The sequence below is a fragment of the Vibrio rumoiensis 1S-45 genome, assembly GCF_000286955.2.
GTDB classification, from domain to species: Bacteria; Pseudomonadota; Gammaproteobacteria; order Enterobacterales; family Vibrionaceae; genus Vibrio; species Vibrio rumoiensis_A.
Window position 1 is genome coordinate 18,070 of sequence record NZ_AJYK02000115.1, and the last position, 25,689, is coordinate 43,758.

Here is a 25,689-nt window from a genome sequence, read left to right on the forward strand (position 1 = left end):
ATAAGGAATATCATGCTAACGGCAATCGTGATTGATGACGAACTGTTTGCTCGTGAAGAGTTAACCGAGCTACTGCAAGAAACAGGTTTAGTTGAAGTGGTTGGACGGGCCAGTAATGCTATTGAAGGGCTAAAACAAATCAATACGCTCAAGCCTGAAGCGGTATTTGTCGATATTCACATGCCGCAAGTCAGTGGTATTGAACTGCTTGGCATGCTCGATCCTGATACCATGCCTCATGTTATTTTTGTCACCGCTTACGATCAATACGCCATCCAAGCATTTGAAGATAATGCATTTGATTACTTATTAAAACCGGTTGATCCAAAACGTTTGAATAAAAGTATTCAACGCTTACTCAAAGCAAAACAAAACCAAGAAGCAGTGTATACACAAACTCAAATCGAAGCATTAACCCCCAAGCAATTACAGCAAGTACCTTGCATGGGGCATAACCGAATTATGATCATCCCTTTAAATGATATCGAATCTGCATTCAGTGATCTTTCGGGCGTGCACATTCAAACCGCTCATCAAACAGCGACCAGCCAATTAACATTAAAGACCTTGGAAGAAAAAACCGAGCTGTTGCGTTGTCATCGTCAGTATTTAATTAATACCAAAGCGATTAAAGAGATTAAATTGTTGGAAAATGGTTTAGGCGAAGTGATCACACACAGTGGCAATGTGGTTCCAATTAGCCGTCGTTACTTAAAACCACTGAAAGAAGAATTGGGAATCGTATAGACAGGCGCTCCCGCTATTAGGAAAAACGTTACTCGTAGCTCGAGAGTATTCGAACTACGAGAAGCGTACCGACCGAACATCTAAAAACGTTAAAAACCCCTCAACTGAATCCGACGTAAGAATTCCGTCATAATGCGATCGTAAAGCAAATCCCCTAACCACAAGTCTTCCACTTTGTTATCAATGCTTGGGTTATCGTTCACTTCAATCACATAAACCTGACCATCAATTTCTTTTAAATCAACCCCATATAATCCAGAACCTATCAAGTTTGCCGCTTTTACAGCGGTATCCACCACATTTTTTGGCACTTGTTTTAGATCCAGCGTATCAAAGCCACCAGACGTAGTTCTGCCACTATTATGGTGTTGATAAATTTGCCAGTGACCACGGCTCATGTGGTAACGACATGCATAAATGGCCTGACGATTCATCACCCCAATACGCCAATCAAAATCGGTTGGCATAAAGGCTTGCGCCAAAATCAGTGCACTTTTATCAAACAGTTCCGCCGCTTTTTCTTCTAGCGTTGATTCATCGGTGACTTTCACCACCCCAACAGAAAATGCGCCATCTGGAATTTTAAGTACCAAAGGCAGTTCCATGTGTTCCAATAAGTTCTTTTTCCAATCCGGATCAAAGCCGCGCAAAATCATTGATTTCGGTGCTGGTACTTTATGTCTTTCCAGCAACTCGGTTAAGAATACTTTATTGGTACACTTCATGATCGATTCAGGATCATCCATCACAACCAAACCTAACTTTTCTGCTCGCTTGGCAAAGCGATAAGTAAAGTTACTAATGTTAGTGGTGGCGCGAATGAATAAACCATCAAATTCACTCAAGCGTGAAAAATCATCTGCGGTGATCGTTTGTAGGCTCATCCCCAAACGGTTAGCCGCTTTTTTAAAACGATTTAAAGCCACAGAATCCGATGGTGGCATCTTTTCTTCAGGATCCACCAGCATCGCTATGTCATAACGATATTGCTTACTTGGTTTAGGTGACGTGCGCCAAACTTTATTGGAAAATTGCTCTAATGACTGAGCAAAAACATCTTGTTCTTCATTATTCAAATCTTGGAATGGAAAAGGTTTCACCTTCACCAATTGCCAATGTTTGCCATGTTTTTTTAATTCGATATCTAGCACAGGGATCATGAAGTGCTCAAACAAACGACGAGCGACTTTCTCAAGCCCTTTCACGTTACTGCGACCGAAATAAATTTTGCTCGACACTTGCTCTGCGTCCGAGAAGTATTTATTAAGATCTTGTTCTGGTAGAGAGATAACAAAAGGCTGATTCACATCATTGATGGTCATGACTCTAGGGATCACTCGATGCCCACGCGCCTCCGCTAACAATGAACAATAATAGCCATTACTCATGTAACCATAATCACGGCACAAGTTTAGAACTTGTACGCTTTTATGCTTTTCAGATTTGTCAGAAAGAAAGCTCGGTTGCAGATAAGTATCGACCGTTACCACTTGATCAGATGGGAAATATTGACGCCAGTCGCTGTCTTTATCAGTCACAATAACAAAATTTGCCATGAATCCATTTACCTCTAGCAAAAAAACAATTTGTCGTATCTAATCATTGTGCAGCCTCTTCAATAAGGCTTAGGCAACAATCAAATTAGGTGGGACAGTAAGATGGAATTTCGCCGCGCAACACAACAAGATTTACCCGCATTAATTGAGCTAGAAAGCCAAGTATTCAGCAGTGACGTAATTGCGCCAAGGCAAATGAAACGCTTTCTTCAATCTCAACATAGCATGGTATTTATTGCACAACACGAGCAACAAACCGCCGGTTACGCACTACTTCTTTTCCATCAAGGAACACAACTATCACGCCTGTATTCTATTGCGGTTAACCCGAACTTTCGTGGGCAACAAATCGCTCAGCAATTGGTTGAAATTTGTGAACAATCTGCTTTAGAACAAGGTTCTACAACATTACGCCTAGAAGTCAGAAATGACAACATAGCAGCAAAGAATTTATACCTAAAGTTAGGCTATAAACCACTCAAAGTGTTAATTCATTATTATGATGATTTGGCCGATGGTATTCGCATGCAAAAGCGCTTAACCGCCAGTTTGCCAAAAACCTTATTGCCAATGCCCTTGTATATTCAAACCACGCCTTTTACCTGTGGTGCCGCGTGTTTATTGATGGCATTTTCCACTTTAAATAAAGCTTTTGAACCCAGCCGAAAAGAAGAATTACAGCTGTGGCGTGAAGCCACCACTATTTTCATGGCGGCAGGTCACGGTGGATGTAGCGGACACGGTTTAGCCTTAGCAGCTAAAAAGCGCGGCTTTGAGGTTGAGTTGTGGACACGTTCAGATTCCACACCATTCATTGATAGCGTGCGAGATAATAATAAAAAAGAAGTGATTGAGATTGTTCATCACGATTTTTGCCAGCAGGCCGATGAACTTGGGATCCATCACATCATCGCCCCACCCAACAATCAACAAATTGAACATTGGATTGAACAGGGAAAATGTGTGTTGCTATTGATCAGCACCTATCGATTCAATGGTTATAAAGAGCCACATTGGGTGGTGCTATCTGGTATGAATGAGCAGTTTTTCTTTGTTCATGATCCGCATACTGATGCGAAAAAAGACGTATCATCTTCTGCTTCAATACCAGTGAGTAAAGCAAGCTTGGCGCAGATCATTGGTTTTGGTAAGCAAAAGCACACAGCGTGTGTGGTGGTCGGGTAACCGTTTTGTAGCTTGACTCGTTGCTCGAAAAACACATCGAGCAACGAGAAGTGTAACGCCCTAGAATTGAAGTGAACCTATTCCTTAATCAAACTCACGACAGTCCAGCCTTTATCTGTCTTATGTTGGCTGTCAGCAGACAATATATGAATAGAGCCTTTAGGATCGATGGTGAACAACGACAAGCGATGCCCATCAACATACTTCATCACATAATCTTCCCAAGCAAACTCTTCACTGAGCTTAGTATGTTTCACTTCAGCGCCTTGGTTAATAAGACTGGCTAATTTCTTATAGCTAACATCGTCGCCAAACAAAGTTCGACCATGTTTATCTTCAATCACGCGATGTTTCTCATGTTGATTGTCTTTCGCTTTACCGTTTAAGAAGAACACACGTCGCTCGCCAAAATCCTTCATAAAGTATTTCGCCACCACAATATTGAAATGCTTATCTGGCGTAACGGCAATCAAATTACCAATACCAATCAGGTTTAAATACTCTTCAGCATGGCTCGAAATAGGATTACCATAATAGGTTTCTAAGCCTTGCATACGGGCTTTGCGAATGTAGTCCCAGTTAGAATCGGTGATCACAATTCGATGACCGTATTTCTTCAATGCTAAAGCGATGGTGCGCCCAACATCATTAGCACCTACTATTAAATACCCTCGAGGTGAAGGCTCTGAGACTTTCAAGAAATTGGCTAAAGGGCGAGCGGTAATACTTTGCAATACCACGGTTCCCACGATCACCATAAAGGTTAAAGGAACCAATAATGCCGCTTCTTCCACTCCTTGATTGACCAGCTTAATCGCAAATAATGACGAAATAGAGGCGGCCACGATTCCGCGCGGGGCTACCCAAGCAATAAAGAATTTTTCTTTGAAATTTAAACTGCTGCCAATGGTGGCCAAAAAAATGGCTACAGGGCGAGATACCAATTGAATAACGGCAAACAGAACAGCAGACCCTACACCAAGCGCGGCAAAGTCACTTAATTCCATACGAGCAGAGAGCATTAAAAACAGCCCGGAGATCAGCAAGATCGTTAAGTTTTCTTTGAAATGTAGAATATTTTGAATGTTGACGTCTTTGGCATTCGCAAGCCACATCCCCATGACTGTAACGGCTAATAATCCCGATTCTGATTCTAAATAATTAGAGATGGAGAAGACTCCCAAAACTAATGTCAGTACAGCGAAAGGTTGCAGATATTCAGGCAATAAACGACGACGTAATATTTGAGCTAAAAACGCTCCTGCTAAAGCGCCAAATACAATACCGATTAATAGGATAAGGCCAAAGATTTCAAAGCTATGCATCTTGCTACTGGAGACAATAAACTCATACACGATGACGATGAATAATGCGCCAATCGGGTCGATTAGGATGCCTTCCCAACGTAATATATTGGCCAGTTTTGCTTGCGGTCGAACCGTTCTCAGTAATGGCACTACCACGGTTGGCCCAGTCACCACGGTTAAACTGCCGAACAATAATGCAAGCGGCCAGCTAAAGTCGAGAATATAAAAAGTGAATACGCTGGTTATTGCCCATGTCACTAATGCACCGATAGTGACAATATTAATGACGGTTCGGTTTACGCCTCTAATTTCTTTTAAATTTAAGGTTAAACTGCCCTCAAATAAAATGACGGCTACTGCTAATGAAATGAGTGGAAATAACAACTCGCCAAACATGTCATTTGGCTGAAAGATGTGGGTAATTGGCCCAATAATAAAACCTGCGATCAATAAAAATAAAATCGCAGGCAGTTTCATCCGCCAAGCAAGCCACTGACAACCTAACCCAACTAAACCAACTGCCGCCAGCATCAAGCCAATTTGTTCTTCTTGCATAGTGCCCTTTACGCCTTTGTCGTTTTGCCAATTAAAGCGAGTGATTACAACCCATAGTTAGCCGACTACGCTAATTTTAACTCAGTTAAGGGATAAAATATGGAATAACGTGGCTTTAATTACTTTAATTTGAGGTTACTTATTCAGTTGGCTATCGCTCCAACCGCGCTGCCATTCCATTCTGAATTTTTGAGAATCAGGGGTACCTTCACACACTCCTTCATAGTAATTACCACTTAAACCAATTTGATAAGCATGGTTAGGGTTACAATATTCTTTCACACCTTTTAAGTAACCTTGTGCGTAGTCGTTAACATTGACGGTATCATAACCTTTGAAGTCGCCAGCAGTACGGTGTGGTTTACCTTTTACGCCATCAGAATACCCCACAGATGTCCAATCCCCTGCTTTCGCGTAATCTTCAGACGTATTAGCGCAAGCGGTTAAAGCGAGCACGCAACAAATAACGGCTGCTTTCTTTGTCCACTTTATTTCAATGTTTTTCATCTTCATAACATCCCTTAATGATTGTTCTTATTTGTAATATTCCCACAACTATTACACAGGTCACATTCATTGCAAACCAAAACCCCACCATTATTCTCACTAAAAACCACTTACTGTCTTCTGTAACCACTCAATTTGATATGTAACCGCTCACTGAAATGTTACATGCTTGTTATTTAGCTCAGTCTTATTATATGCCCTGAATTTAAAACCACCTTGAACAGGACAATAATTATGATGATGTTCCTTTTTTGTGTAGCGGCCCTTATTGCTGGCTACTTTATTTACGGAGCTTTCGTTGAAAAAGTTTTTGGCATTAAAGAAAACCGTACTACTCCCGCTTTTTCAAAACAAGACGGTGTGGATTACGTTCCAATGTCGAACAAGAAAGTCTACTTAGTTCAACTATTAAATATTGCTGGTGTCGGTCCAATTTTTGGCCCAATCATGGGTGCCCTTTACGGCCCTGCGGCGATGTTATGGATTGTATTAGGCTGTATTTTTGCAGGCGCAGTGCACGATTACTTCTCAGGTATGCTATCCATTCGTAATGGTGGCGCATCTGTACCAACGATTACTGGCCGCTACTTAGGTAAGGGCGCTAAACACTTTATGAACGTGTTTGCGATTGTATTGTTACTTTTAGTTGGTGTGGTATTCGTATCTGCACCAGCTGGCATGATCACCAATCTCGTCAATGAACAAACCAGTGCCACGGTTTCTATGGGTACCATGGTGGTGATTATCTTCGCTTACTACATTTTAGCCACTGTTGTTCCGGTTGATAAAATTATTGGTCGTTTTTATCCATTATTTGGCGCTTTACTGATTTTCATGTCTGTTGGTTTAATCAGTGCGATTGCCTTCTCAACCGATCATGCCATTTTAGCCGGTTACAAATTTAGTGATATGTTCACCAACATGAACCCTAATGATCTACCTCTTTGGCCTGCTTTGTTTATCACTATCGCTTGTGGGGCTATTTCTGGTTTCCACGCAACTCAATCACCATTGATGGCTCGTTGTTTAGAAAATGAAAAGAATGGTCGTTTTGTATTCTTCGGTGCCATGATAGGAGAAGGTGTTATCGCATTAATTTGGTGTGCGATTGCCTTATCTTTCTTTGGCTCAATGGACGCGTTAAGTGATGCAGTTGCTAATGGTGGCCCTGGTAATGTTGTTTACTCATCATCATTTGGCTTATTGGGTGTATTTGGCGGTATTATTGCTTTCTTAGGCGTTGTTATTCTTCCAATTACCTCTGGCGACACGGCATTCCGCTCAAGCCGTTTAATCTTGGCTGAATATTTCAACATGGAACAAAAGACGTTAAAGAATCGCTTACTAATGGCAATGCCATTGTTCGTCGTGGGTGGTATTTTAACTCAAGTCGACTTTGCAATTATCTGGCGCTACTTCGGATTTGCTAACCAAATGACAGCAGTAATGATGTTATGGACCGCTTCAGCTTACTTACTACGCTTCAATAAACTGCATTGGATAACGACCATTCCAGCCATGTTTATGACCACGGTTTGTATCACCTTTATCTTAAACAGCAGCACGCTAGGTTTTGGATTACCGATGCAGTTGTCAACGATTGTGGGTATAGTTGCGATGCTCTTCATTACTGGTTACGTGATTAAAATATCAAAAGGTAAAGGCGATCCAGAGTTCGACCAAGCCGAAGAAGATAAATTAAACGTTAAGCCAGAAACGGCTCAATAATACGATTCGGACGCTACTCGCGTGAAAAAGAAAAAGGTCGGTGGATTATTTATCCATCGACCTTTCTTTTTATCTTTTTTGAATGACGAGTAACGGCGTTTCCGAAATCCTTTAATCTACATTCTTTATTTGCAGCTCTTTTGGCACTTCAAAGAACATATTTTCTTCGCGACCTAACACTTCTTCAACTTCAGTGGCGCCAAGATCTTGAATACGAGCAATAATTTGATTCACTAATTCTTCTGGCGCAGATGCCCCAGCGGTTACACCAACTTTTACTTTGCCATCAAACCACTTAGGATCAATGTCTTCAGGGCAATCAGTTAAGTAACCTGGAGTGCCGAGTTTCTCTGCTAATTCTTTAAGGCGAGTTGAGTTAGACGAGTTTTTAGACCCTACGACCACCATCACATCCACATCACCGGCTAAAATACGCACCGCATCTTGACGATTTTGAGTTGCGTAACAAATGTCGTCTTTTCGCGGCCCTTGAATTTTAGGGAACGTTTTACGCAATTCATCAATCACATCGGAAGTTTCGTCTACCGATAAGGTCGTTTGGCTAACATAGTGTAAGTTGGTCGGATCTTTAACCACTAAGTGAGCGACATCTTCAGGGCGCTCCACTAAGTACATACCCCCGGTAGTACTGGCATATTGCCCCATTGTTCCTTCAACTTCAGGGTGACCAGCATGACCAATTAATACCACTTCCATATTTTTACGGCTCGCGCGCGCGACTTCCATATGAACCTTGGTTACTAATGGGCAAGTCGCATCGAACACTGTTAATTGACGTTCCTTTGCCTCTAGACGAACCGCTTGCGATACACCATGTGCCGAGAAGATAACGATATTGTCATCAGGCACTTCCGAGAGCTCTTCAACAAATACCGCACCACGTTGCTTTAATCCTTCAACCACAAAACGGTTATGCACGACTTCATGGCGCACATAAATAGGTGGCTGATACATTTCTAATGCACGTTCGACAATGCTAATTGCACGATCAACACCGGCACAAAAGCCTCGAGGATTGGCTAATAAAATTTTCATGTTTTGAGTCATCTCTTAGTATCGCAAAAGCGTCCGTTAATGGCGCTATTCTACCTATAACCTTCTCTCTGACAACCGATAGATGTTATTCGACGTTTAAAATTTCCACATCAAAGATCACATCTTGTCCAGATAAAGGATGATTAAAGTCAACCGTGACGGATTCGCCAGAAATCTCAGAAATGATCCCTGGGATCTCCATTCCCTCAGGCCCATTAAATGCCATAATGGTACCGACTTCTAATTCTTGTCCACTAAAACGACTGCGATCCATGTGATGAATACTGTCTGGATTTGGTAAACCAAATGCATCTTTCGCTTGTAGTTCAATCGCTTTGTTATCACCGATTGTCAATCCAATCAGACATTGCTCAAAATTAGGACTTAAACTGCCATCACCCATAGAAAATTTGGCAGGCTTTCCCATATTGTGGGTACTATCGGCCACGGATCCATCTTTTAGTTTAATGGTAAAATGCAGAGTCACTACGCTATTTTCAGTAATTATTGACACACAATATCCTTATTTTTGTAATTTTAATTCGAGTTTTGAGTATATAAAAAAGCGCCAATGGAAAAACCAATGGCGCTAATAAACTGAGGCTTGAGTAACGAATTAGTCTTGTGGTTGTTCTTTTTTAGAACGAAAGCCATCAAGCACAATCATTACCGCGCCAATACAAATGGCGGAATCGGCCAAGTTAAATGCAGGCCAATGGTAGTTACCCCAAAAGAAATCAAGGTAGTCCACGACAAATCCATGCACCAAGCGATCAAATACGTTACCTAAGGCTCCGCCAATCACTAAGGCATAAGCTACGTTATTCCAACTTTCTTTGGCCGGAAGCTTACGCATCCAAACCATCAACATTGCACTGACGGCAAACGCAATACCGGAAAATAACCAGCGTTGCCAACCTTGTTGATCGCTTAAAAAGCTAAACGCAGCACCAAGATTATGCACATACAATAAGTTAAAAAATGGTAACACTTCGATACGGTTTACCCAACCGTATCCCATGTTATTCATCACAACTAACTTAATGCCAATGTCAAAGCAGAACACAACTGCCGCTAGCCAAAGCCAGCGCAGTCCTGTTTGTTTAAATAAGCTCACCATATTAAGCAAACTGACGGACTTCACCGTCTCCATCAACGTTAGTCACACAGCGGCCACATATCGTTTCATGCCCAGTAATAGTGCCAACATCGGCCACATGATGCCAACAACGGTCACACTTCGCCGCTTCTGAAGCTGAAACTTCAACAAATAAGCCTTCCATTTCCGTCGCTTTTGCAGCATCGGTTTTTTCGCTTAATGGTTTTACTTGAGCTTTTGAAGTTAACAATACGAAACGTAGTTCATTTTCAAGTTTATTGATGGTTGCTGCTAAAGCATCATCGGCATACAGAATAACTTCAGCCTGCAAAGAACCACCAATGGTTTTTTCATTACGGGCTGTTTCAAGGAATTTGTTCACTGAAGCACGAACCGTTTGGATTTTAGTCCAAAATTCATTATTCAGTTCTTCACCTTCAACTAAGCCAAATAAACCGTCGAACCATTCGCCAGTAAAGACGAATTTGTCACGCGCTTCACCGTTTGGTAATTGTGCAGGCATCTCGTTCCAGATTTCATCAGCTGTGAATGACATAATCGGTGCCATCCAACGAACAAGAGCTTCAACAATGTAGTAAAGCGCCGTTTGACAGCTGCGTTGTGCATGACCACCTTGTTTCGCTGTGTACTGACGGTCTTTAATCACATCTAGGTAGAATGAGCCCATTTCAATTGAACAGAACTGCATTAAACGCTGTGTTACGCCATGAGTATTGTACTCATCGTACGCTTTAACAATTTCAGTTTGCGCTGCTTGTGCGCGAGCTACGGCCCAACGATCCAGTGCCACCATATCTTCTGACGCAACCATATCGGTTGCAGGATTGAAGCCGTTCAAGTTCGCAAGGAAGAAACGCGCAGTATTACGAATACGACGGTATGCATCGGCGCTACGTTTTAGAATTTCATCAGAAACGGCTACTTCACCCGTGTAATCGGTCGATGCTACCCATAAACGCAAGATGTCTGCACCCAGCTTATTGGTGACGTCTTTTGGTGAAACAACATTACCGATAGATTTTGACATCTTACGGCCGTTACCATCAACCACAAAACCATGCGTTAACACTTGGTTATATGGGGCTTTGTCTTTCATTGCGATCGACGTGATCAATGAAGACTGGAACCAACCGCGATGTTGATCTGAACCTTCTAAGTACAGATCCGCGCTATGGCCATTGAACTCTTCACGGTTATCAACCACCGCGTAGTGAGTCACACCAGAGTCAAACCATACATCTAAAGTATCCAATACTTTTTCATAGTTAGCAGCGTCTTCTAAACCCATAAGTTCAGCAGTATCAACATCCCACCAAGCTTGAATGCCTTTTTCTTCAACCAGTTTAGCGACTTTTTCAATCAACTCTGGAGAATTAGGATGCAATTCAGACGTTTCTTTATGTACGAATAAGGCAATAGGTACGCCCCAAGTACGTTGGCGAGAAATACACCATTCAGGGCGACCTTCAATCATACCTTCGATGCGGCTTTGGCCCCACTCAGGCATCCATTGAACGTTTTTAATTTCACCTAATGCTTTGGCACGTAGACCCGCTTGATCCATCGATACAAACCACTGCGGAGTGGCACGGAAGATGATCGGTGTCTTATGACGCCAGCAATGTGGGTAGCTGTGCTCATAAGAATGGTGATGTAATAATGCACCGTGCTCTTTTAAAACTTCAAGTACAGAGTCATTAGCTTTAAATACGTGTTGTCCGGCAAATAATTCGGTATCTGGGAGATAAACACCGTTTGAACCAACTGGATTCGCCACTTCTAGATCATATTGCTTACCCACCACGAAGTCTTCTTGACCATGACCAGGCGCAGTATGAACAATACCCGTACCTGATTCAGTCGTAACGTGATCGCCTAAAATAGCTGGCACATCAAAATCATAGAATGGGTGATTAAAGCGAGTCAGCTCTAGATCTGAACCTTTAGCAAAACCAAGGTTATGGAAATGCTCAATGTTAACGCTAGACATTACCGATGCTGCTAATTCTGAAGCCACAATGATACGCTCAGCAGGTTGTTCACCGTTAGCTTCAACTTGAATGAGTACATATTCAAGATCATCACGTAAACACACTGCGCGGTTTGCCGGCATAGTCCAAGGCGTAGTTGTCCAAATCACGATAGACACATCACCTTGACCTTGGTGGCCTTCTTGGCAATCAAACTTAGATAGTACCGATGCTTCATCTTTCGCTTTAAAACGAACATAGATAGAAGGCGATACTTTATCTTTATATTCCACTTCCGCTTCAGCCAATGCAGAACCACAATCGGTACACCAGTGAACAGGTTTAAAACCTTTTAGCAAATGACCTTGGTCAGCAATTTTACCTAATGCGCGGATAATATTGGCTTCAGTACCAAAATCCATCGTGCGGTATGGTTTATCCCACTCGCCCATAATACCCAAACGCTTAAAGCTTTCTTTCTGGCCTTCAACTTGACCCGCCGCGTACTTACGACATTCTTCACGAAATTCTGCCGCAGAGATCTTTTGACCCGGCTTACCTTTTTTCTTCTCAACCATTAATTCAATTGGAAGACCATGACAGTCCCAGCCAGGAACGTACGGTGCATCAAAGCCAGAAAGGGTCTTTGATTTAATAATAATATCTTTAAGAATCTTGTTTAACGCATGACCAATATGGATATCACCGTTGGCATATGGAGGGCCATCGTGTAATACGAAGGATTTTTTACCTTTCTTTGCAGCACGGATTGCGCCGTAAAGATCTTCTTTGTACCAATGCTTAAGCATTTCTGGCTCACGATTGGCCAGATTTCCGCGCATTGGAAACCCTGTTTCAGGTAGATTCAGAGTATCTTTATAGTCAGTCATCGATTCTTAATTCCGTTACATTGGGCGATATTAATGAGAATTTTCCTAGAGGGTAGCCTTAGCACACCGGCTCTGAAAACATGTTGTGTTCAAGCAACCACACCCTTGCGGCTTGAGCATCTAATTCAATTTGTTTTTTTAGCAAGTCAAAGGTGTCAAACTTCTGCTCGTCGCGTAATTTGTGCAACAGCACCACTTCCAATTGCTTACCATATAAATTCTGTTTGAAGTCAAACAAATGCACTTCAAGTTGCTGACGAATACCGTTGACCGTGGGACGATTACCAATATTGGCCACACCACCAATCACCGTTTTATCATCCGCCCCCATTACTTTAACCACGTAAACGCCAGAAACTGGAGAAACATTACGTTTTAAAGGAATGTTTGCGGTAGGGAACCCTATCGTTCTACCTAACTTACGACCATGTGAAACTCGGCCATTAATACTGTAATCTCTGCCAAGCATTTGAGCGGCTTGTGGCAATTGATCATGAGCTAAAGCCTGTCGAATTTCAGTACTACTAACTCTTACAGGAGCAGTACCTTCTAATAAGTTAGTCGCAGCACTCATGCAAAAACTTTGCGTACTCACGACATCAAAACCAAACTCTTTGCCTGCCACAAGAAGATCATCAAACGAACCTTTGCGATCTTTGCCAAAGCAAAAGTCGTCACCAACGACAAGAAACTTCACCCCCAAACGTTCAACCAACAGATCTTTAATAAAATCTTGAGGGCTTAAGCTGGCAAACTCTTGGTTAAAGTTAACACACAATAAACGTTCAATATCGCATTTCGCCAGTTGAACAAACTTATCACGCAAACGAGTCAGCCTTGCTGGTGCTGCTTGCTTAGCAAAAAATTCCATTGGTTGAGGCTCAAACGTCATCACAACCGCTGGAAGCGATAATAATTCGGCCTGCTCACAGAGCTTATTTAATACTTGTTGATGCCCTAAATGAACACCATCAAAATTACCAATGCTCAATACACACCCTTGATGGTGTGGCTTAATATTGTGAATGCCTCGAATTAATTCCATATGGTTCTTATTTACCAAATTTTTGCTTCGCGTTAAACCGGCGAATTATATACGCAATGCCTTTAAGATGCGAGCATCGTACATACTTTCACCGTCAGTTTTACGCCATTAATTCGCTTTTAAATGCTTCAGGCGAATACCTAATACCAGTGCTGAAATTAAATACACAATCGCACCTAGACCAATCAATCCAACTAACCACATTGCTCGGTACGATGTTGTCCATTTCAGCCACACATTAAAATCGGCCATTTGCCAATCGATAGCCACAACCATTAAACCTCCAGCAATGGCAACTTTTATCGCAAAAATAATGGTTTCTTTAGACAATCGATAAACATTGGCGATATGTAAGCCGCGATATAAAAGCCCCATATTAACCAAAGCCGACAATGACGTTGCCATGGCTAAACCGACATAACCATAAAAGTACGCAAAAATAGCATTGAATACCATGTTAGTGATCATCGCAATAATGCCATAACGAACCGGTGTTTTGGTATCTTGTCTTGAGTAATACCCTGGCGCTAAGACTTTAATCAACATAAAATTCAACAAACCAGCAGCGTAAGCCCATAGTGACAAGGATGCATTGTGCACATCGCTTGGCGCAAACTCGCCACGCATAAACAATACCATTAACATAGGCTTCGCCAATACAATCAGGCCACACATCGCTGGAACGCCAAGTAGTATGACCATACGAACGCCCCAATCCATCGTATTGGAAAATCCTTGGCTTTCCGAATCAACATGCTTACGAGAAAGCGCTGGCAAAATCACCGTGGCGATGGCAATACCAAACAAACCCAAAGGAAATTCCAATAAGCGATCAGAGTAATACAACCAACTGATCGATCCTGTCATTAAGAAACTGGCTACCGCAGTATCAAATAACAAGTTAATTTGGCTCACCGATACACCAAATAATGCAGGGATCATCAAGGTGCGAATCTTCTTCACCCCAGGATCATTCCACCCCCATTGAGGCTTTACCAGCATGCCGTGCTTTAATAAAAATGGTATTTGAAATAGAAACTGAACTAAACCACCTAACAATACACCAATCGCTAAACCGATTTCCGGCTGCTCCATATTAGGAGCGATATAAATCGCAGCAAGAATCATCATCACATTCAGAAAAACTGGAGTGAAAGACGAAACCGCAAATCGACCTATGGTGTTTAAAATAGCGCCAGATAAAGCAACAAAAGTAATAAACCAGAGATAAGGAAAAGTGATCTTCAATAAGAAACTGGCTAGCACAAATTTATGCGCATCAGGGCCATCATGCACCCAATCCATAAACCAACCAGCACCAAAGATAGCGGTTACAATCCCCGATCCCAAAATACCGAATAACGTCACAATGGTGACCAAAACCCCAAGCGTACCTGAAGCTTTAGCAATAAGATCGCGGGTTTTATTGATATCCCCAGATGCATGATATTCAGTTAGCACTGGTACAAAGGCTTGAGAAAAGGCTCCTTCTGCAAATAAGCGACGTAAAAAATTTGGAATCCGATTGGCAAAAAAGAACACATCAGCCGCAGCCCCTGCACCCATTAAATTCGCAACAACCACATCACGGACAAGGCCTAACACCCTAGAAACAAACGTCATGGCGCTTACAATAAGCCCAGATCTAAGCAGTTTTCTACTCACAAGTGCCTCAAATATAAAGAGTTCATACAATAAAAATAAGTCACCGCTTATGCAGTTGCTTGAAATTCAAAACAAAGCGATAAGAGTTACTCATGTGATGAGATAATTAATAGCATTGGAATTCAAATGCTGATAGAATCCACGCCATCTTAACCGCGTAGACCTCACTTCACCAAAATTTTCTTTGGTAAAGGTTGGTTTTCGTACAAATCTGTTGACAAACACGTAGGAAAGAGGCATAGTCCTCGCCCTTAAATTGTCACCGAACTAAAGTTTTTGGGAGTTAGACCCTTGGCAAACACTAAATCTGCTAAGAAGCGCGCGATTCAAGCTGAAAAACGTCGCCAGCACAACGCTAGCCGTCGTTCTATGATGCGCACTTACATGAAAAAAACTATTGCTGCTATTGAAGCTGGCAATAAAGAAGCTGCAACTGCTGCTCTAGTTGAAGTAACACCTCTTCTAGATCGCATGGCGACTAAAGGCCTTATTCATAAGAATAAAGCTGCTCGTCATAAGTCTCGCTTCACTGCAGCAATCAAAGCTCTTTAATTTTAAATTAAAAAGTTTTAATTGCACAAAAACCGGCCTCGGCCGGTTTTTTTATATCTAAATTTTAATATCTCGTTTCTAAAAAAGATTACTTTTCGCAATATAGATGATGCAACTGTTCGATCAGTGCTTTAACTTCATCACTTTGCAGAGAATAATAAACGGTTTGAGATTCTTTACGCGTTTGCACCAATCCATCTCGACGTAGCCATGCCAAATGTTGAGATAATGCTGATTGACTTAATGTAAGCTTTGCATAGAGCTGCCCTACCGACAATTCATCATCATGTAAAATACATAGGATTTGTAATCTATTTTCATTCGCCATGGCTTTTAACAGCATCACCGCTTGTGAAAGGTTTTTTTCTATTTTTGTTAAATCCATTTTATTATCTCTTATTATTTATACCCTAGTGCCACGTTAATGTTGAGCTTAGTAATGTCTAAGGAAACAAGCTTCCAACGAACGATCACTTCGAGTGCTAAAGGTATATATGAAAAGATTTGGCATCTATCATTGCTCTTGAAACAAACCACTAAAATCAGCATCACACACATTTTTCACAGAAGGATGCTGAATCATTCTTTCCGCAAAAATAACATAATACTCTTCTTTCAAATCTTCGACTTCAGCAATCAAGTGAAGTGATATTTCATCTTTTACTTCAGAAAGGTATAGATTAGGAGCTAAAAAGATGGCGTCAGTATGATAGCGGGCGAATGCTTTCATTAAAGCTGAATCATCAAACTCTCCTAAAATATTAGGCGTGATCCCTAATCTTTCAAACCAATGCATCACATTTCTTCCCATTGCCGTTCTTCTGCCAGGAATTAATAATTTTCTTTGGCTCAAAATAGAGGGAAATTGTGCATCATTGATGGGTTGAGATGAATAAAAGCACATTTTGCACTCCCCTAGCTTCTTGCTATAAAGCCCTGGGCTCTGGCTAGAATCAACCGGACAATCAGATAAGATCATATCCAACTTGTGCTGAGATAACTGCTCAAGCAACAGCTCATGGGTCGATTCAAAACAACGCAAATGAATACTATTACTTTCAGGAACGGTATTTAAGAGAATTTTACTCACTAAACGTTTAGATAAGGCATCGGCGACCCCCACATCAAACAGCACATTTTCTTGTTGAGAGTAATTTACAATGTCGAGCATTTCATAGCTCAAACCAAACATGCGATCAGCATACTTAAAAACAAGCTGTCCAAGCTCTGTCGGCTCAACACTACGACCACTGCGCTTCATCAACTTGCCATTCATTCTCTCTTCGAAAGACTTGATTTGACCTGTGACTGTTTGCGGCGTTAAGAAAAGCGCTTCAGCGGCTTTGGCTACCGAACCTTGCTTGCATACCATCCAAAAATAGTAGAGATGGTTATAATTGAGGTGAGACATTGTGACCTCGAAAAACCCATTAAATATTTGCTTATATTACGGTTTTTTCGAGCTATAAAAAAGCCTCAATTACATAGAGGTAATTGAGGCTAAATATAATGTCGTTTATTTAAACTGAAAAAGGATATTGAATCGGTTCATGACACTGATAATCCGTCACCTCAAAATCATCTAAAGTTACCCATGTTTCCAAATCTTCTAATGTTTTGATTTTTGGATTGATATGAAACTTAGGTGCATTAAAAGGTTCACGCTTGAGTTGAATATCACGCATTGGCGCTAATTGATCTTCGTATATATGTCCATTCACAATTTTATGATACGCCACACCCGCTTTCTTTCCGGTAATTTGCGCCATTATGGCTAAGAACACATACACTTGAACCATATTGAAATTAAGCCCTAACGGCACATCACAAGAGCGCTGAGTGCTGTTTAAGTACAAGGTATCACCTAACAAAGAAAAGTGGTGGCTATACATACAAGGGCGCAAACACCCCATATGAAATTCACCTGGGTTGTAAAAGTTAAGGATTTCACCTCGATCATCCACACCTCGAGTCAAATCATCGACAATCTTACGCAACTGATCAATATGACCACCATCAGGTTTTGCCCAAGAACGACCTTGAACGCCGTAAACCCGCCCCATATCGTCTTCACCTTTACGATAAGGGTTATTTAACCAAGCATCGTTTAAGTTTGAATTGGCATCCCATGTTTTGGTACCAAGTTTACGAAAATCTTCCGCGTTATCATACCCACGAATATAACCAAGAAGCTCCGCAACGGCTGATTTCCAAAAGCTTTTACGGGTCGTCACTAAAGGAAATTCATTATGACCAACATCATAAGTTAAATCGGCATTAATAATGGTTAAACAGCGTTTACCTGTACGTTCATTTTCAACCCATTGGCCTTCATCAATAATACGCTGGCATAAATCTAAATACTGTTTCACCTTACTTCCCTTTCGTCACTTTACTTGATTTGCTGGTAGTTTGTGCCGTTGGTTTTTGCGTTTTATAAGACCAAACCATAATCAAGGCACCGATAATAATCATCGGAGTTGATAGAATTTGTCCCATTGAAATTACGTTATCAAATAACCCTAATTGAGCATCAGGTTGACGAACAAATTCCACACAGAAACGGAACGTGCCATAGCCAACCATAAATAATCCAGATACCGCACCGGCTGGTCTAGGCTTGCGAATAAACCAATTCAAAATAAAGAACAGAACAACACCTTCTAAGAAAAACTCATACAGCTGAGAAGGATGTCGAGGATACGGTCCACCCGTTGGGAAAATCATCGCCCATGGCACATCGGTAACACGTCCCCATAACTCACCATTAATAAAGTTACCAATTCGTCCTGCGCCTAAACCAAATGGTACTAACGGTGCGATGTAATCAGCAACACTAAAGAAAGTGCGTTTGTTTTTGCGTGCATACCACCACATTGCGGTAATAACACCAAGCAAACCACCATGGAAAGACATGCCTCCAGTCCATACTTTAAAAATATACAGAGGATCGGCCATCCAATAGTCAAAGCCGTAAAACAGCACATAACCAATACGGCCGCCTAAAACAACCCCAAGAAAACCTGCAAATAATAGATCCGATACTTGTTCGCGTGTCCAACCGCTGCCTTGTTTATCCGCTCGACGGTTTGCAACATACATAGCAAAGGCGAAACCAAGCAAATACATTAATCCGTACCAACGTACGCCAATAGGTCCAATTGCAAAAATAACTGGATCAATTTGTGGGAAGATAAAATATCCCTGACTCATAAAAGTCTCTCTGTATAAAATGGAAATAATGATGGTGAATAGTGTCTGACAATCAAAGGACTAAATAGTGCCAAACAAACACGTTTCTGAATGGCAGGTATCATAAAGTAAACATCCAGTAGATGCAGCAGTCTTTTCTATTGTTCGTTACTTACTACTTTTTGCCCGCTCGAATAAAGCCAGCTAATCCTCTTTGCTCTAAGTAGTTCAACATCATGCAATGAATTTCGCTGCCATAAGGCTGCTTAATTGCTTGTTCAACCAATTGCTCGAGCTCTTGAGAATCTGACTTTCTTAAAATATATTTTACTCTCGCCACATTCGAGGTATTCATACTTAGCGATCGGTACCCTAACCCTATGAGTAACAAGGCTCCAATAGGATCACCGGCAAGCTCACCACAAATACATACGGGTAAATTATATTGTTCGCAGGTTTCATAAATATGTTTAAGCGCCATGACAACAGATGGATGTACATGCTCATACACATCGGATACTCGGGAGTTATTTCGATCAACGGCCAGCAAATATTGAGTCAAGTCATTGGTACCCACAGAAACAAAATCCACTTTATGCGCAACCAATGGCAGCAAATACAACATAGAGGGCACTTCAAGCATAATGCCAATTTGAGGTCGCTGAATTTCTTTATCAACCTCAGAGACTTCAAGATACGCTCGTTCAATCAGTAATAAAGCCTCATCAATTTCCTGACAGCCCGATATCATAGGTAACATGATATTTAAGTTACCCAAGCCGGTGCTGGCTTTTAGCATCGCTCGTAATTGAATCAGAAAAATATCAGGGTGATCAAGTGTGAAACGAATGCCACGCCAACCCAAAAATGGATTGTCTTCTTCAATAGGAAAATACGGCAGCGCTTTATCACCACCAATATCTAAGGTTCGCATCACTACTCGTTTGTCGGGGTACGAAGATAAAATGGTGCGATACTGTTGGGTTTGTTCTTCTTCTGATGGAAAACGATGCTGTAATAAGAAAGATATTTCAGTTCGGTATAAACCGACTCCATCGACACCTTGATTGATGGCAATGTTGGTATCGGCGCTCAAACCAGCATTGAGCATAAGCTCGACACGTTGGCCATCTTGGGTGAATGCAGGCTGTGCTAGCTCTTGAGCAATCAGCTCTGAAAGCTCTTCTTCCTCATTTGAAAGAGCCCGGTATTCATTGAGCAATTGCGCAGCCGGTTCAATAAAAATATCACCACTGTAACCATCAACAATGCCCAATTTCCCCATCACGGCTTCAGGCTTTATTTTAGCCCCCATGATAGCGGGAACGCCTAGAGCCCTCGATAAAATAGCCGCGTGAGAATTCGCAGCACCTTCTAACGAGACGACAGCAAGAAGTTTTTCTTTTGGAATAGCAGCAAGAATAGAAGCGGTTAACTCACGAACCACTAAAATTACAGGCTGTTTAAAAGAAGGATCACGAACTTCACTATTGTGTAAAAAATACAATAAACGTTGACCAAGCTCTTTAATATCATTGGCACGTTCACGTAAATAAGCATCACTCATTTTGGCAAAGCGTTCTGAGTAGATCTCCACAACTTGACGCAAAGCCCAATCAGCACGATCCCCTTTTTCGATTTGAGCATTGAGATCCGCTCTTAACAATGGATCGTGCAACAAGTGAATAAAGAGTTCAAAGATCGCTAAGGTATCTTTATTTAATTCCGTATCAAAGCGTTTTCTCATTCGCCTAAAATCAGCAATCGCACTTTCAATTGCCAGAGCCAACCATTCTTGTTCTTTGTCGACATTCAAACAAGAAGCAGGAGAAACTTGTGATAAGTCAGGATGCGTGTCATCCCACCACATCGTACCAATAGCGATCCCTGTTGAGGCTGGGATCCCTTTAAACGATCGAACTTTGGTATTGTTAAGTTGCCACTGACCTTGCGCCTGAGTATGCGCAATAATCACGGCTAACTGAGCAGCAAGTGTCACCAAAAACGACTCTTCCACCTCACTAAATAAGCGAGAAGAGCGTTGTTGAATAACCAATACACCAAGCACTTGGCGGCGGTGAATAATAGGTGTTCCAAGAAAGGATTGGTAAATATTTTCGCCTAATTCAGGGAAATATTTAAAATTAGGATGGTGCTGAGCGTTAGCTAAGTTAATCGGTTCAGCGCTGCGTCTCACTAAACCGACTAAGCCTTCTTCAAATGGGATATGAATCGTTTGACCTGAAAACTTCAAGCCTTGAGTGGCCATTAATTCAAGTCGATTTTTTTCATTATTAGATAAATAAACGGTGCAACACTCCGTTTGCATCGCTTTACAAGTATCTTTGACCAAGATGTCTAAAGCTTGACGAACATCATCAACTTTAGATACCTGTTCAACAATGTCCCTTAGTTGAATCAGCATGCCTTATTACACCTTTGTTTATCCTTACACCAGTTCCCATCAGTCATCAGCATAAGGCATCATTATCGACGCAGTTTACGTTTACCTTTTATTTTAGGCTCTCGAAAAGGCATAGCAAATGCCGCAAACTCCTTCATTGCCCGTCGATAAACATCGCGTTTAAATGAAACAACTTGCCTAACTGGGTACCAAAAGCTTACCCAACGCCATCCATCAAATTCAGGGGTTCGACCTCGAGTCATGTTAATGTTTGCTTCATCACACTCTAATCTCAGTAAAAACCATTTCTGTTTTTGTCCGATACAAACCGGTTTTGAATCCCATCGAACCAAGCGCTTTGGTAATTTATACTTCAACCAGTGCCTGCTTATCCCGATGATCTTCACATCTTTTTTAGTAAGACCAACCTCTTCATACAACTCTCGATACATGGCTTGTTCTGGGGTTTCCCCTTCATCCATCCCACCTTGTGGAAACTGCCAAGAGTGCTGTCCGTATCGTTTTGCCCAGAAGACCTGACCATGGTTGTTACATATTACAATTCCGACATTCAAGCGGTAACCATCGCCATCTATCACGGCTAACCTCTAATATAAATCTCTGTTAACCTGATTTTTTCACATATCCACAAAAGGGGCAAATTTCAAGTGCACAAACTGGCGTTTTTTATTAGCTAACGCCCACTTTTTGAATAAAAACCCGTATTCACACCACTTATCAACATAAATAATAATGATTAGTGGCTTTATTCACTATTTCTGTGAATAAATGTGTGAAGAAAATGAGAACAGACAAAAAACCACACTAACATTCTAATAAAATTAAATTATCACTGCTAATCGAAACAAGACTATTTAATTTAAAAACAATGAGATAAGTTTATATTATGTAAGTTTAATTACAAGGAAGATCCAAAGGATCTTTTATGAACGCAGATCGGTTAAAGATCCACCACGCTAAAGATTATCCACACAGGATCGCTGCAAACCGGTTAAAAATCTATCTATTCCACTTAAAGCCCACTCTATATGTGAATAAATGGATCCAAAACTCACCATTTAACTTCATTGTACATTTAGCCTGTGGATAACTTTAATGTTATACAAATAAGATCAACATAAGAAAATGTTGTACCATGATCCTATCGTCAACTAGCCAATCGTACGTTATGCCATTACCTCCTCAATCCGAACAAGAACTCCTCTACCGAGCACAACAAATTGTCGGCAAGCCTTTTGGTCTATTGGCCCAACAAGCCAATATCGCCATACCTGAAGATTTAAAAAGAGAGAAAGGTTGGGTTGGACAATTACTAGAATGGCACCTAGGGGCAGAATCTGGTAGTAAACCTCAACCCGATTTTGAGCATCTCGGGATCGAACTTAAAACGATCCCGATCGGATACAACGGTAAACCATTAGAAACCACTTTTGTTAGTGTTGCCCCTCTCACCGGAGTTCATGGTTTAACTTGGGCGCATAGCCATGTTAAACACAAATTAGCAAAAGTATTGTGGATCCCAGTCGAAGGTGAAAGAGAGATCCCATTAGCAGATCGTCGAGTTGGCTTACCTCTGCTTTGGAGCCCAACTCCAGAAGAAGAACAACAACTCAAACAAGATTGGGAGGAGTTGATGGAGTTTATTGTCCTAGGTAATGTAGAACAAATCACCGCGAAGCATGGTGCGGTAATGCAGTTAAGGCCTAAAGCAGCCAACAGTAAAGCCGTAACCGAAGCATACAGCGAGGCAGGACAGCCGATCAAAGCACTACCAAGAGGCTTTTATTTACGTACTCAGTTTACTGGTGAGATCCTTAAACGACACCTTGGACTCACTTAGATCCAACAGGCTGACTAAGATACCAGATGCAACTCGATATCTTGAAAGATCATATTACCCTCATGTCCAAATTCATCATAAGCATTATGTAGCCTTAAATACGCTGACGATAAACCCAGTTTCTTTAATTCCTCTTTAACCGATTCTAAAGAGCTGTAATAGGCTAATTGATCTTTAACTAAAATAGGTTCTAATTTATGTTTATATTCAACCGCTAAAGAATAGTGAGAAAGATCAGCACAACTCACAACAAACACTTTTGGTGCTTCACATTCTTCTTTCTGACTTGCTTGAAGCCAATGATCAAGCTGCTGTTTATTCATACTGCCCCCTAAGGTCAATAACTCACATAGTAAACGAATAACCACGTACCTTTTTATTTAGTCTAGAACAAAATAAACATTCTACCCATCTGCCTTTCTTCTCTTACTGAAAGTGATTTTTTCCTATATATTGTAAATAAACCAATCGCATACCATGCCAAGGAAGTGCAATGAAATATCACAAGATCCCGCATTCAACCCTTGAAGTAAGTAAAATATCTTTAGGTACAATGACGTTCGGAGAGCAAAACTCACAAGCCGATGCATTCAATCAATTAGATTATGCTGTCGAACGTGGGGTTAATTTAATTGATACCGCTGAAATGTATCCGGTTCCACCTAAAGCTGAAACCCAAGGATCGACCGAAGAATATATCGGTAATTGGTTAGAAAAATCGGGTAAACGTGAAAAGATCGTTTTAGCTACTAAAATAGCAGGTCCTGGCAGAATGTCGCATATTCGTGACAATATGAGCCTTGATCGTCGCAATGTTCACTTGGCTATCGACAGCAGCTTACAACGCTTAAAAACCGATTATGTGGATCTTTATCAAATTCACTGGCCACAACGAACCACTAACTGTTTCGGGCAGCTTAATTATCCGCACTTAGATGAACAACAAGAAGTCTCGCTTATTGAAACGTTAGAAGCACTTGCTGAATTAGTCAAAGCAGGTAAAACGCGTTACATCGGCGTATCGAATGAAACCCCTTGGGGAGTGATGACATTATTAAGGCTGGCTGAAAAGCATGATTTACCTAGAATTGTATCAATTCAAAATCCATACAATTTATTGAATCGAAGCTTTGAAATCGGATTATCTGAAATTAGCCATCACGAAGGTGTTGAACTACTCGCTTATTCTCCATTAGCTTTTGGTGTATTAAGTGGTAAGTACTTAAATGGCGCACGCCCTGAAGGTGCTCGTTGCAGTGTATTTGAGCGCTTTGTTCGTTACATGAATCCGCAAGGAGAAGCGGCAACACAAGCTTATGTCGATTTAGCAAATAAACACAGTATCGATCCTGCTCAAATGGCATTAGCTTTTGTCAACCAAAGGCCATTTGTCGCTTCCAATATTATTGGTGCAACCACCATGCCGCAACTTGAAGCGAACATTAACAGTATTGATATTGAGCTTTCTGATGATCTAATGAAAGAGCTTCTCGAAATTGGTACTCAATACCCAAACCCTTGTCCTTAAACTAAATACGTACAAATAACGAATATATTTAAGATCAAAAAGGAGGGAGACTCAATGAGTCTCCCTCCTTTTTAATGGTGTTGATAAAAGCTCATTTACCAACACCCACTTCTATGGACTCTGTCGAGCTTGAAGTAATCGACGCATTAAACTCACACGACGTTCCACTTTTACAGGCGAACGGGAAACTTCCCCTAATGGGCGACCTGTAGAGTCTAAACCAATATCACGTAATAAATATTCGTTGTGCCATGGGATTTCATATTGAGAACGACGTACCTTTCTCTTCCAAGCATTTTCTTCACGCTTAATATCCACTTTAATCAATAAAGTAGCGAGTTGAATATAAATAGAATGACGCATAATTTTCTCCAAAATAATTGTGGGGAAAATAGCAGCATAAAAGGAAATACAGATAAGGATCCTGTTGGCTGCTATTTCCGCAGCCAAAGGTTACGGAATAATTAGTTGTTTCGTTTATTGGTCATCATGCTGTTCATACCCATTACTCGAAGAGAAATAGAATGACAATGATGGCTAATAATTCGTACCAATCGGGCGCACACAAATGTAGTCAAACGAAAATTGTTCATAGTGTGCCTCCCTGGTAACTAATTAATCCTAAAAATATGGTTGGTGAACTTCAATTCACGGTTAAATATTAACCAATTGAGTTAGCTATTCAAGCGTTAATTTTAGATCCAAATAAAAACAATTTATTAACCTAAAATAAACATAACATTCAGAAGGAATCGATTGAATAAGCAAACGATTGCATTCAAATAAAGAATATACTCTTGTGAATGCATTAATAACGCCAA

General features: G+C 41.1%; 23 protein-coding genes. 6 read left to right on the plus strand and 17 right to left on the minus strand.

What is annotated here, in order from left to right:
• Positions 1-12 precede the first annotated feature (12 nt).
• Positions 13-747 carry a two-component system response regulator BtsR gene (gene btsR / locus A1QC_RS14935; RefSeq protein WP_017023726.1) on the plus strand — a complete coding sequence of 245 codons (735 nt, stop codon included), beginning with the start codon at positions 13-15 and terminating at the stop codon, positions 745-747.
• Between the two features lie 89 nt (positions 748-836).
• Here the strand turns inward: btsR and A1QC_RS14940 are convergent, their stop codons facing one another.
• Positions 837-2,303, minus strand: a complete 1,467-nt coding sequence (locus A1QC_RS14940) for a RimK family protein (protein ID WP_017023727.1) — start codon at positions 2,301-2,303, stop codon at positions 837-839.
• A 102-nt stretch (positions 2,304-2,405) separates the two neighbouring features.
• Between A1QC_RS14940 and A1QC_RS14945 the strand changes: the two genes are divergently transcribed.
• A complete protein-coding gene (locus A1QC_RS14945) occupies positions 2,406-3,488 on the plus strand; it encodes a GNAT family N-acetyltransferase/peptidase C39 family protein (RefSeq protein WP_017023728.1) in 1,083 nt (360 codons plus the stop codon).
• 77 nt (positions 3,489-3,565) lie between these two features.
• Here the strand turns inward: A1QC_RS14945 and A1QC_RS14950 are convergent, their stop codons facing one another.
• A complete protein-coding gene (locus tag A1QC_RS14950; RefSeq protein WP_017023729.1) occupies positions 3,566-5,350 on the minus strand; it encodes a cation:proton antiporter in 1,785 nt (594 codons plus the stop codon).
• A 135-nt stretch (positions 5,351-5,485) separates the two neighbouring features.
• Entirely contained in the window at positions 5,486-5,863 is a 378-nt protein-coding gene (locus tag A1QC_RS14955) for a DUF2799 domain-containing protein (protein WP_017023730.1), read from the minus strand.
• Positions 5,864-6,091: 228 nt separating this feature from the next.
• On the opposite strand from A1QC_RS14955, the gene A1QC_RS14960 reads away from it, so the two are divergent.
• Positions 6,092-7,585, plus strand: coding sequence for a carbon starvation CstA family protein (locus A1QC_RS14960; RefSeq protein WP_017023731.1), 1,494 nt, complete (start codon positions 6,092-6,094; stop codon positions 7,583-7,585).
• Positions 7,586-7,696: 111 nt separating this feature from the next.
• Here the strand turns inward: A1QC_RS14960 and ispH are convergent, their stop codons facing one another.
• The 6 genes from ispH to murJ all read right to left on the minus strand — a co-directional run bounded on the left by ispH (position 7,697) and on the right by murJ (position 15,331).
• Complete coding sequence (gene ispH / locus A1QC_RS14965) at positions 7,697-8,641, minus strand: 4-hydroxy-3-methylbut-2-enyl diphosphate reductase (RefSeq protein ID WP_017023732.1); 945 nt, start codon at positions 8,639-8,641, stop codon at positions 7,697-7,699.
• An 85-nt stretch (positions 8,642-8,726) separates the two neighbouring features.
• On the minus strand, positions 8,727-9,155 hold the full coding sequence (gene fkpB / locus A1QC_RS14970; RefSeq protein WP_017023733.1) for an FKBP-type peptidyl-prolyl cis-trans isomerase: 429 nt from the start codon (positions 9,153-9,155) through the stop codon (positions 8,727-8,729).
• A 102-nt stretch (positions 9,156-9,257) separates the two neighbouring features.
• A complete protein-coding gene (lspA, locus tag A1QC_RS14975) occupies positions 9,258-9,761 on the minus strand; it encodes a signal peptidase II (RefSeq protein ID WP_017023734.1) in 504 nt (167 codons plus the stop codon).
• Position 9,762: 1 nt separating this feature from the next.
• Complete coding sequence (ileS, locus tag A1QC_RS14980) at positions 9,763-12,621, minus strand: isoleucine--tRNA ligase (RefSeq protein ID WP_017023735.1); 2,859 nt, start codon at positions 12,619-12,621, stop codon at positions 9,763-9,765.
• 58 nt (positions 12,622-12,679) lie between these two features.
• A complete protein-coding gene (gene ribF / locus A1QC_RS14985; protein WP_017023736.1) occupies positions 12,680-13,666 on the minus strand; it encodes a bifunctional riboflavin kinase/FAD synthetase in 987 nt (328 codons plus the stop codon).
• Positions 13,667-13,774: 108 nt separating this feature from the next.
• Complete coding sequence (gene murJ, locus A1QC_RS14990; protein WP_039836099.1) at positions 13,775-15,331, minus strand: murein biosynthesis integral membrane protein MurJ; 1,557 nt, start codon at positions 15,329-15,331, stop codon at positions 13,775-13,777.
• A 291-nt stretch (positions 15,332-15,622) separates the two neighbouring features.
• On the opposite strand from murJ, the gene rpsT reads away from it, so the two are divergent.
• Positions 15,623-15,883 carry a 30S ribosomal protein S20 gene (gene rpsT / locus A1QC_RS14995; RefSeq protein WP_017023738.1) on the plus strand — a complete coding sequence of 87 codons (261 nt, stop codon included), beginning with the start codon at positions 15,623-15,625 and terminating at the stop codon, positions 15,881-15,883.
• 88 nt (positions 15,884-15,971) lie between these two features.
• Here rpsT and A1QC_RS15000 read toward each other — a convergent pair whose 3' ends face one another.
• The 6 genes from A1QC_RS15000 to rppH form a co-directional block, all read right to left on the minus strand.
• Positions 15,972-16,268, minus strand: coding sequence for an ArsR/SmtB family transcription factor (locus A1QC_RS15000; RefSeq protein WP_017023739.1), 297 nt, complete (start codon positions 16,266-16,268; stop codon positions 15,972-15,974).
• 129 nt (positions 16,269-16,397) lie between these two features.
• Positions 16,398-17,294: a transcriptional activator NhaR gene (gene nhaR / locus A1QC_RS15005; protein ID WP_017023740.1), complete on the minus strand. Its 897-nt coding sequence runs from the start codon at positions 17,292-17,294 to the stop codon at positions 16,398-16,400.
• A 109-nt stretch (positions 17,295-17,403) separates the two neighbouring features.
• Positions 17,404-18,255 carry a thymidylate synthase gene (locus A1QC_RS15010; protein WP_017023741.1) on the minus strand — a complete coding sequence of 284 codons (852 nt, stop codon included), beginning with the start codon at positions 18,253-18,255 and terminating at the stop codon, positions 17,404-17,406.
• Position 18,256: 1 nt separating this feature from the next.
• Complete coding sequence (lgt, locus tag A1QC_RS15015; RefSeq protein WP_017023742.1) at positions 18,257-19,096, minus strand: prolipoprotein diacylglyceryl transferase; 840 nt, start codon at positions 19,094-19,096, stop codon at positions 18,257-18,259.
• Between the two features lie 154 nt (positions 19,097-19,250).
• Entirely contained in the window at positions 19,251-21,500 is a 2,250-nt protein-coding gene (ptsP, locus tag A1QC_RS15020; protein WP_017023743.1) for a phosphoenolpyruvate--protein phosphotransferase, read from the minus strand.
• Positions 21,501-21,562: 62 nt separating this feature from the next.
• On the minus strand, positions 21,563-22,078 hold the full coding sequence (gene rppH, locus A1QC_RS15025; protein ID WP_017023744.1) for an RNA pyrophosphohydrolase: 516 nt from the start codon (positions 22,076-22,078) through the stop codon (positions 21,563-21,565).
• Positions 22,079-22,668: 590 nt separating this feature from the next.
• On the opposite strand from rppH, the gene mutH reads away from it, so the two are divergent.
• Positions 22,669-23,340: a DNA mismatch repair endonuclease MutH gene (gene mutH, locus A1QC_RS15030; protein ID WP_026025651.1), complete on the plus strand. Its 672-nt coding sequence runs from the start codon at positions 22,669-22,671 to the stop codon at positions 23,338-23,340.
• 14 nt (positions 23,341-23,354) lie between these two features.
• On the opposite strand, the gene A1QC_RS15035 is transcribed toward mutH, so the two are convergent.
• Positions 23,355-23,663, minus strand: a complete 309-nt coding sequence (locus A1QC_RS15035) for a DUF6482 family protein (RefSeq protein ID WP_017023746.1) — start codon at positions 23,661-23,663, stop codon at positions 23,355-23,357.
• Between the two features lie 170 nt (positions 23,664-23,833).
• On the opposite strand from A1QC_RS15035, the gene A1QC_RS15040 reads away from it, so the two are divergent.
• Positions 23,834-24,868 carry an NADP(H)-dependent aldo-keto reductase gene (locus A1QC_RS15040; RefSeq protein WP_017023747.1) on the plus strand — a complete coding sequence of 345 codons (1,035 nt, stop codon included), beginning with the start codon at positions 23,834-23,836 and terminating at the stop codon, positions 24,866-24,868.
• A 111-nt stretch (positions 24,869-24,979) separates the two neighbouring features.
• Here the strand turns inward: A1QC_RS15040 and A1QC_RS15045 are convergent, their stop codons facing one another.
• Entirely contained in the window at positions 24,980-25,231 is a 252-nt protein-coding gene (locus A1QC_RS15045; protein ID WP_017023749.1) for a hypothetical protein, read from the minus strand.
• Between the last annotated feature and the right edge of the window lie 458 nt (positions 25,232-25,689).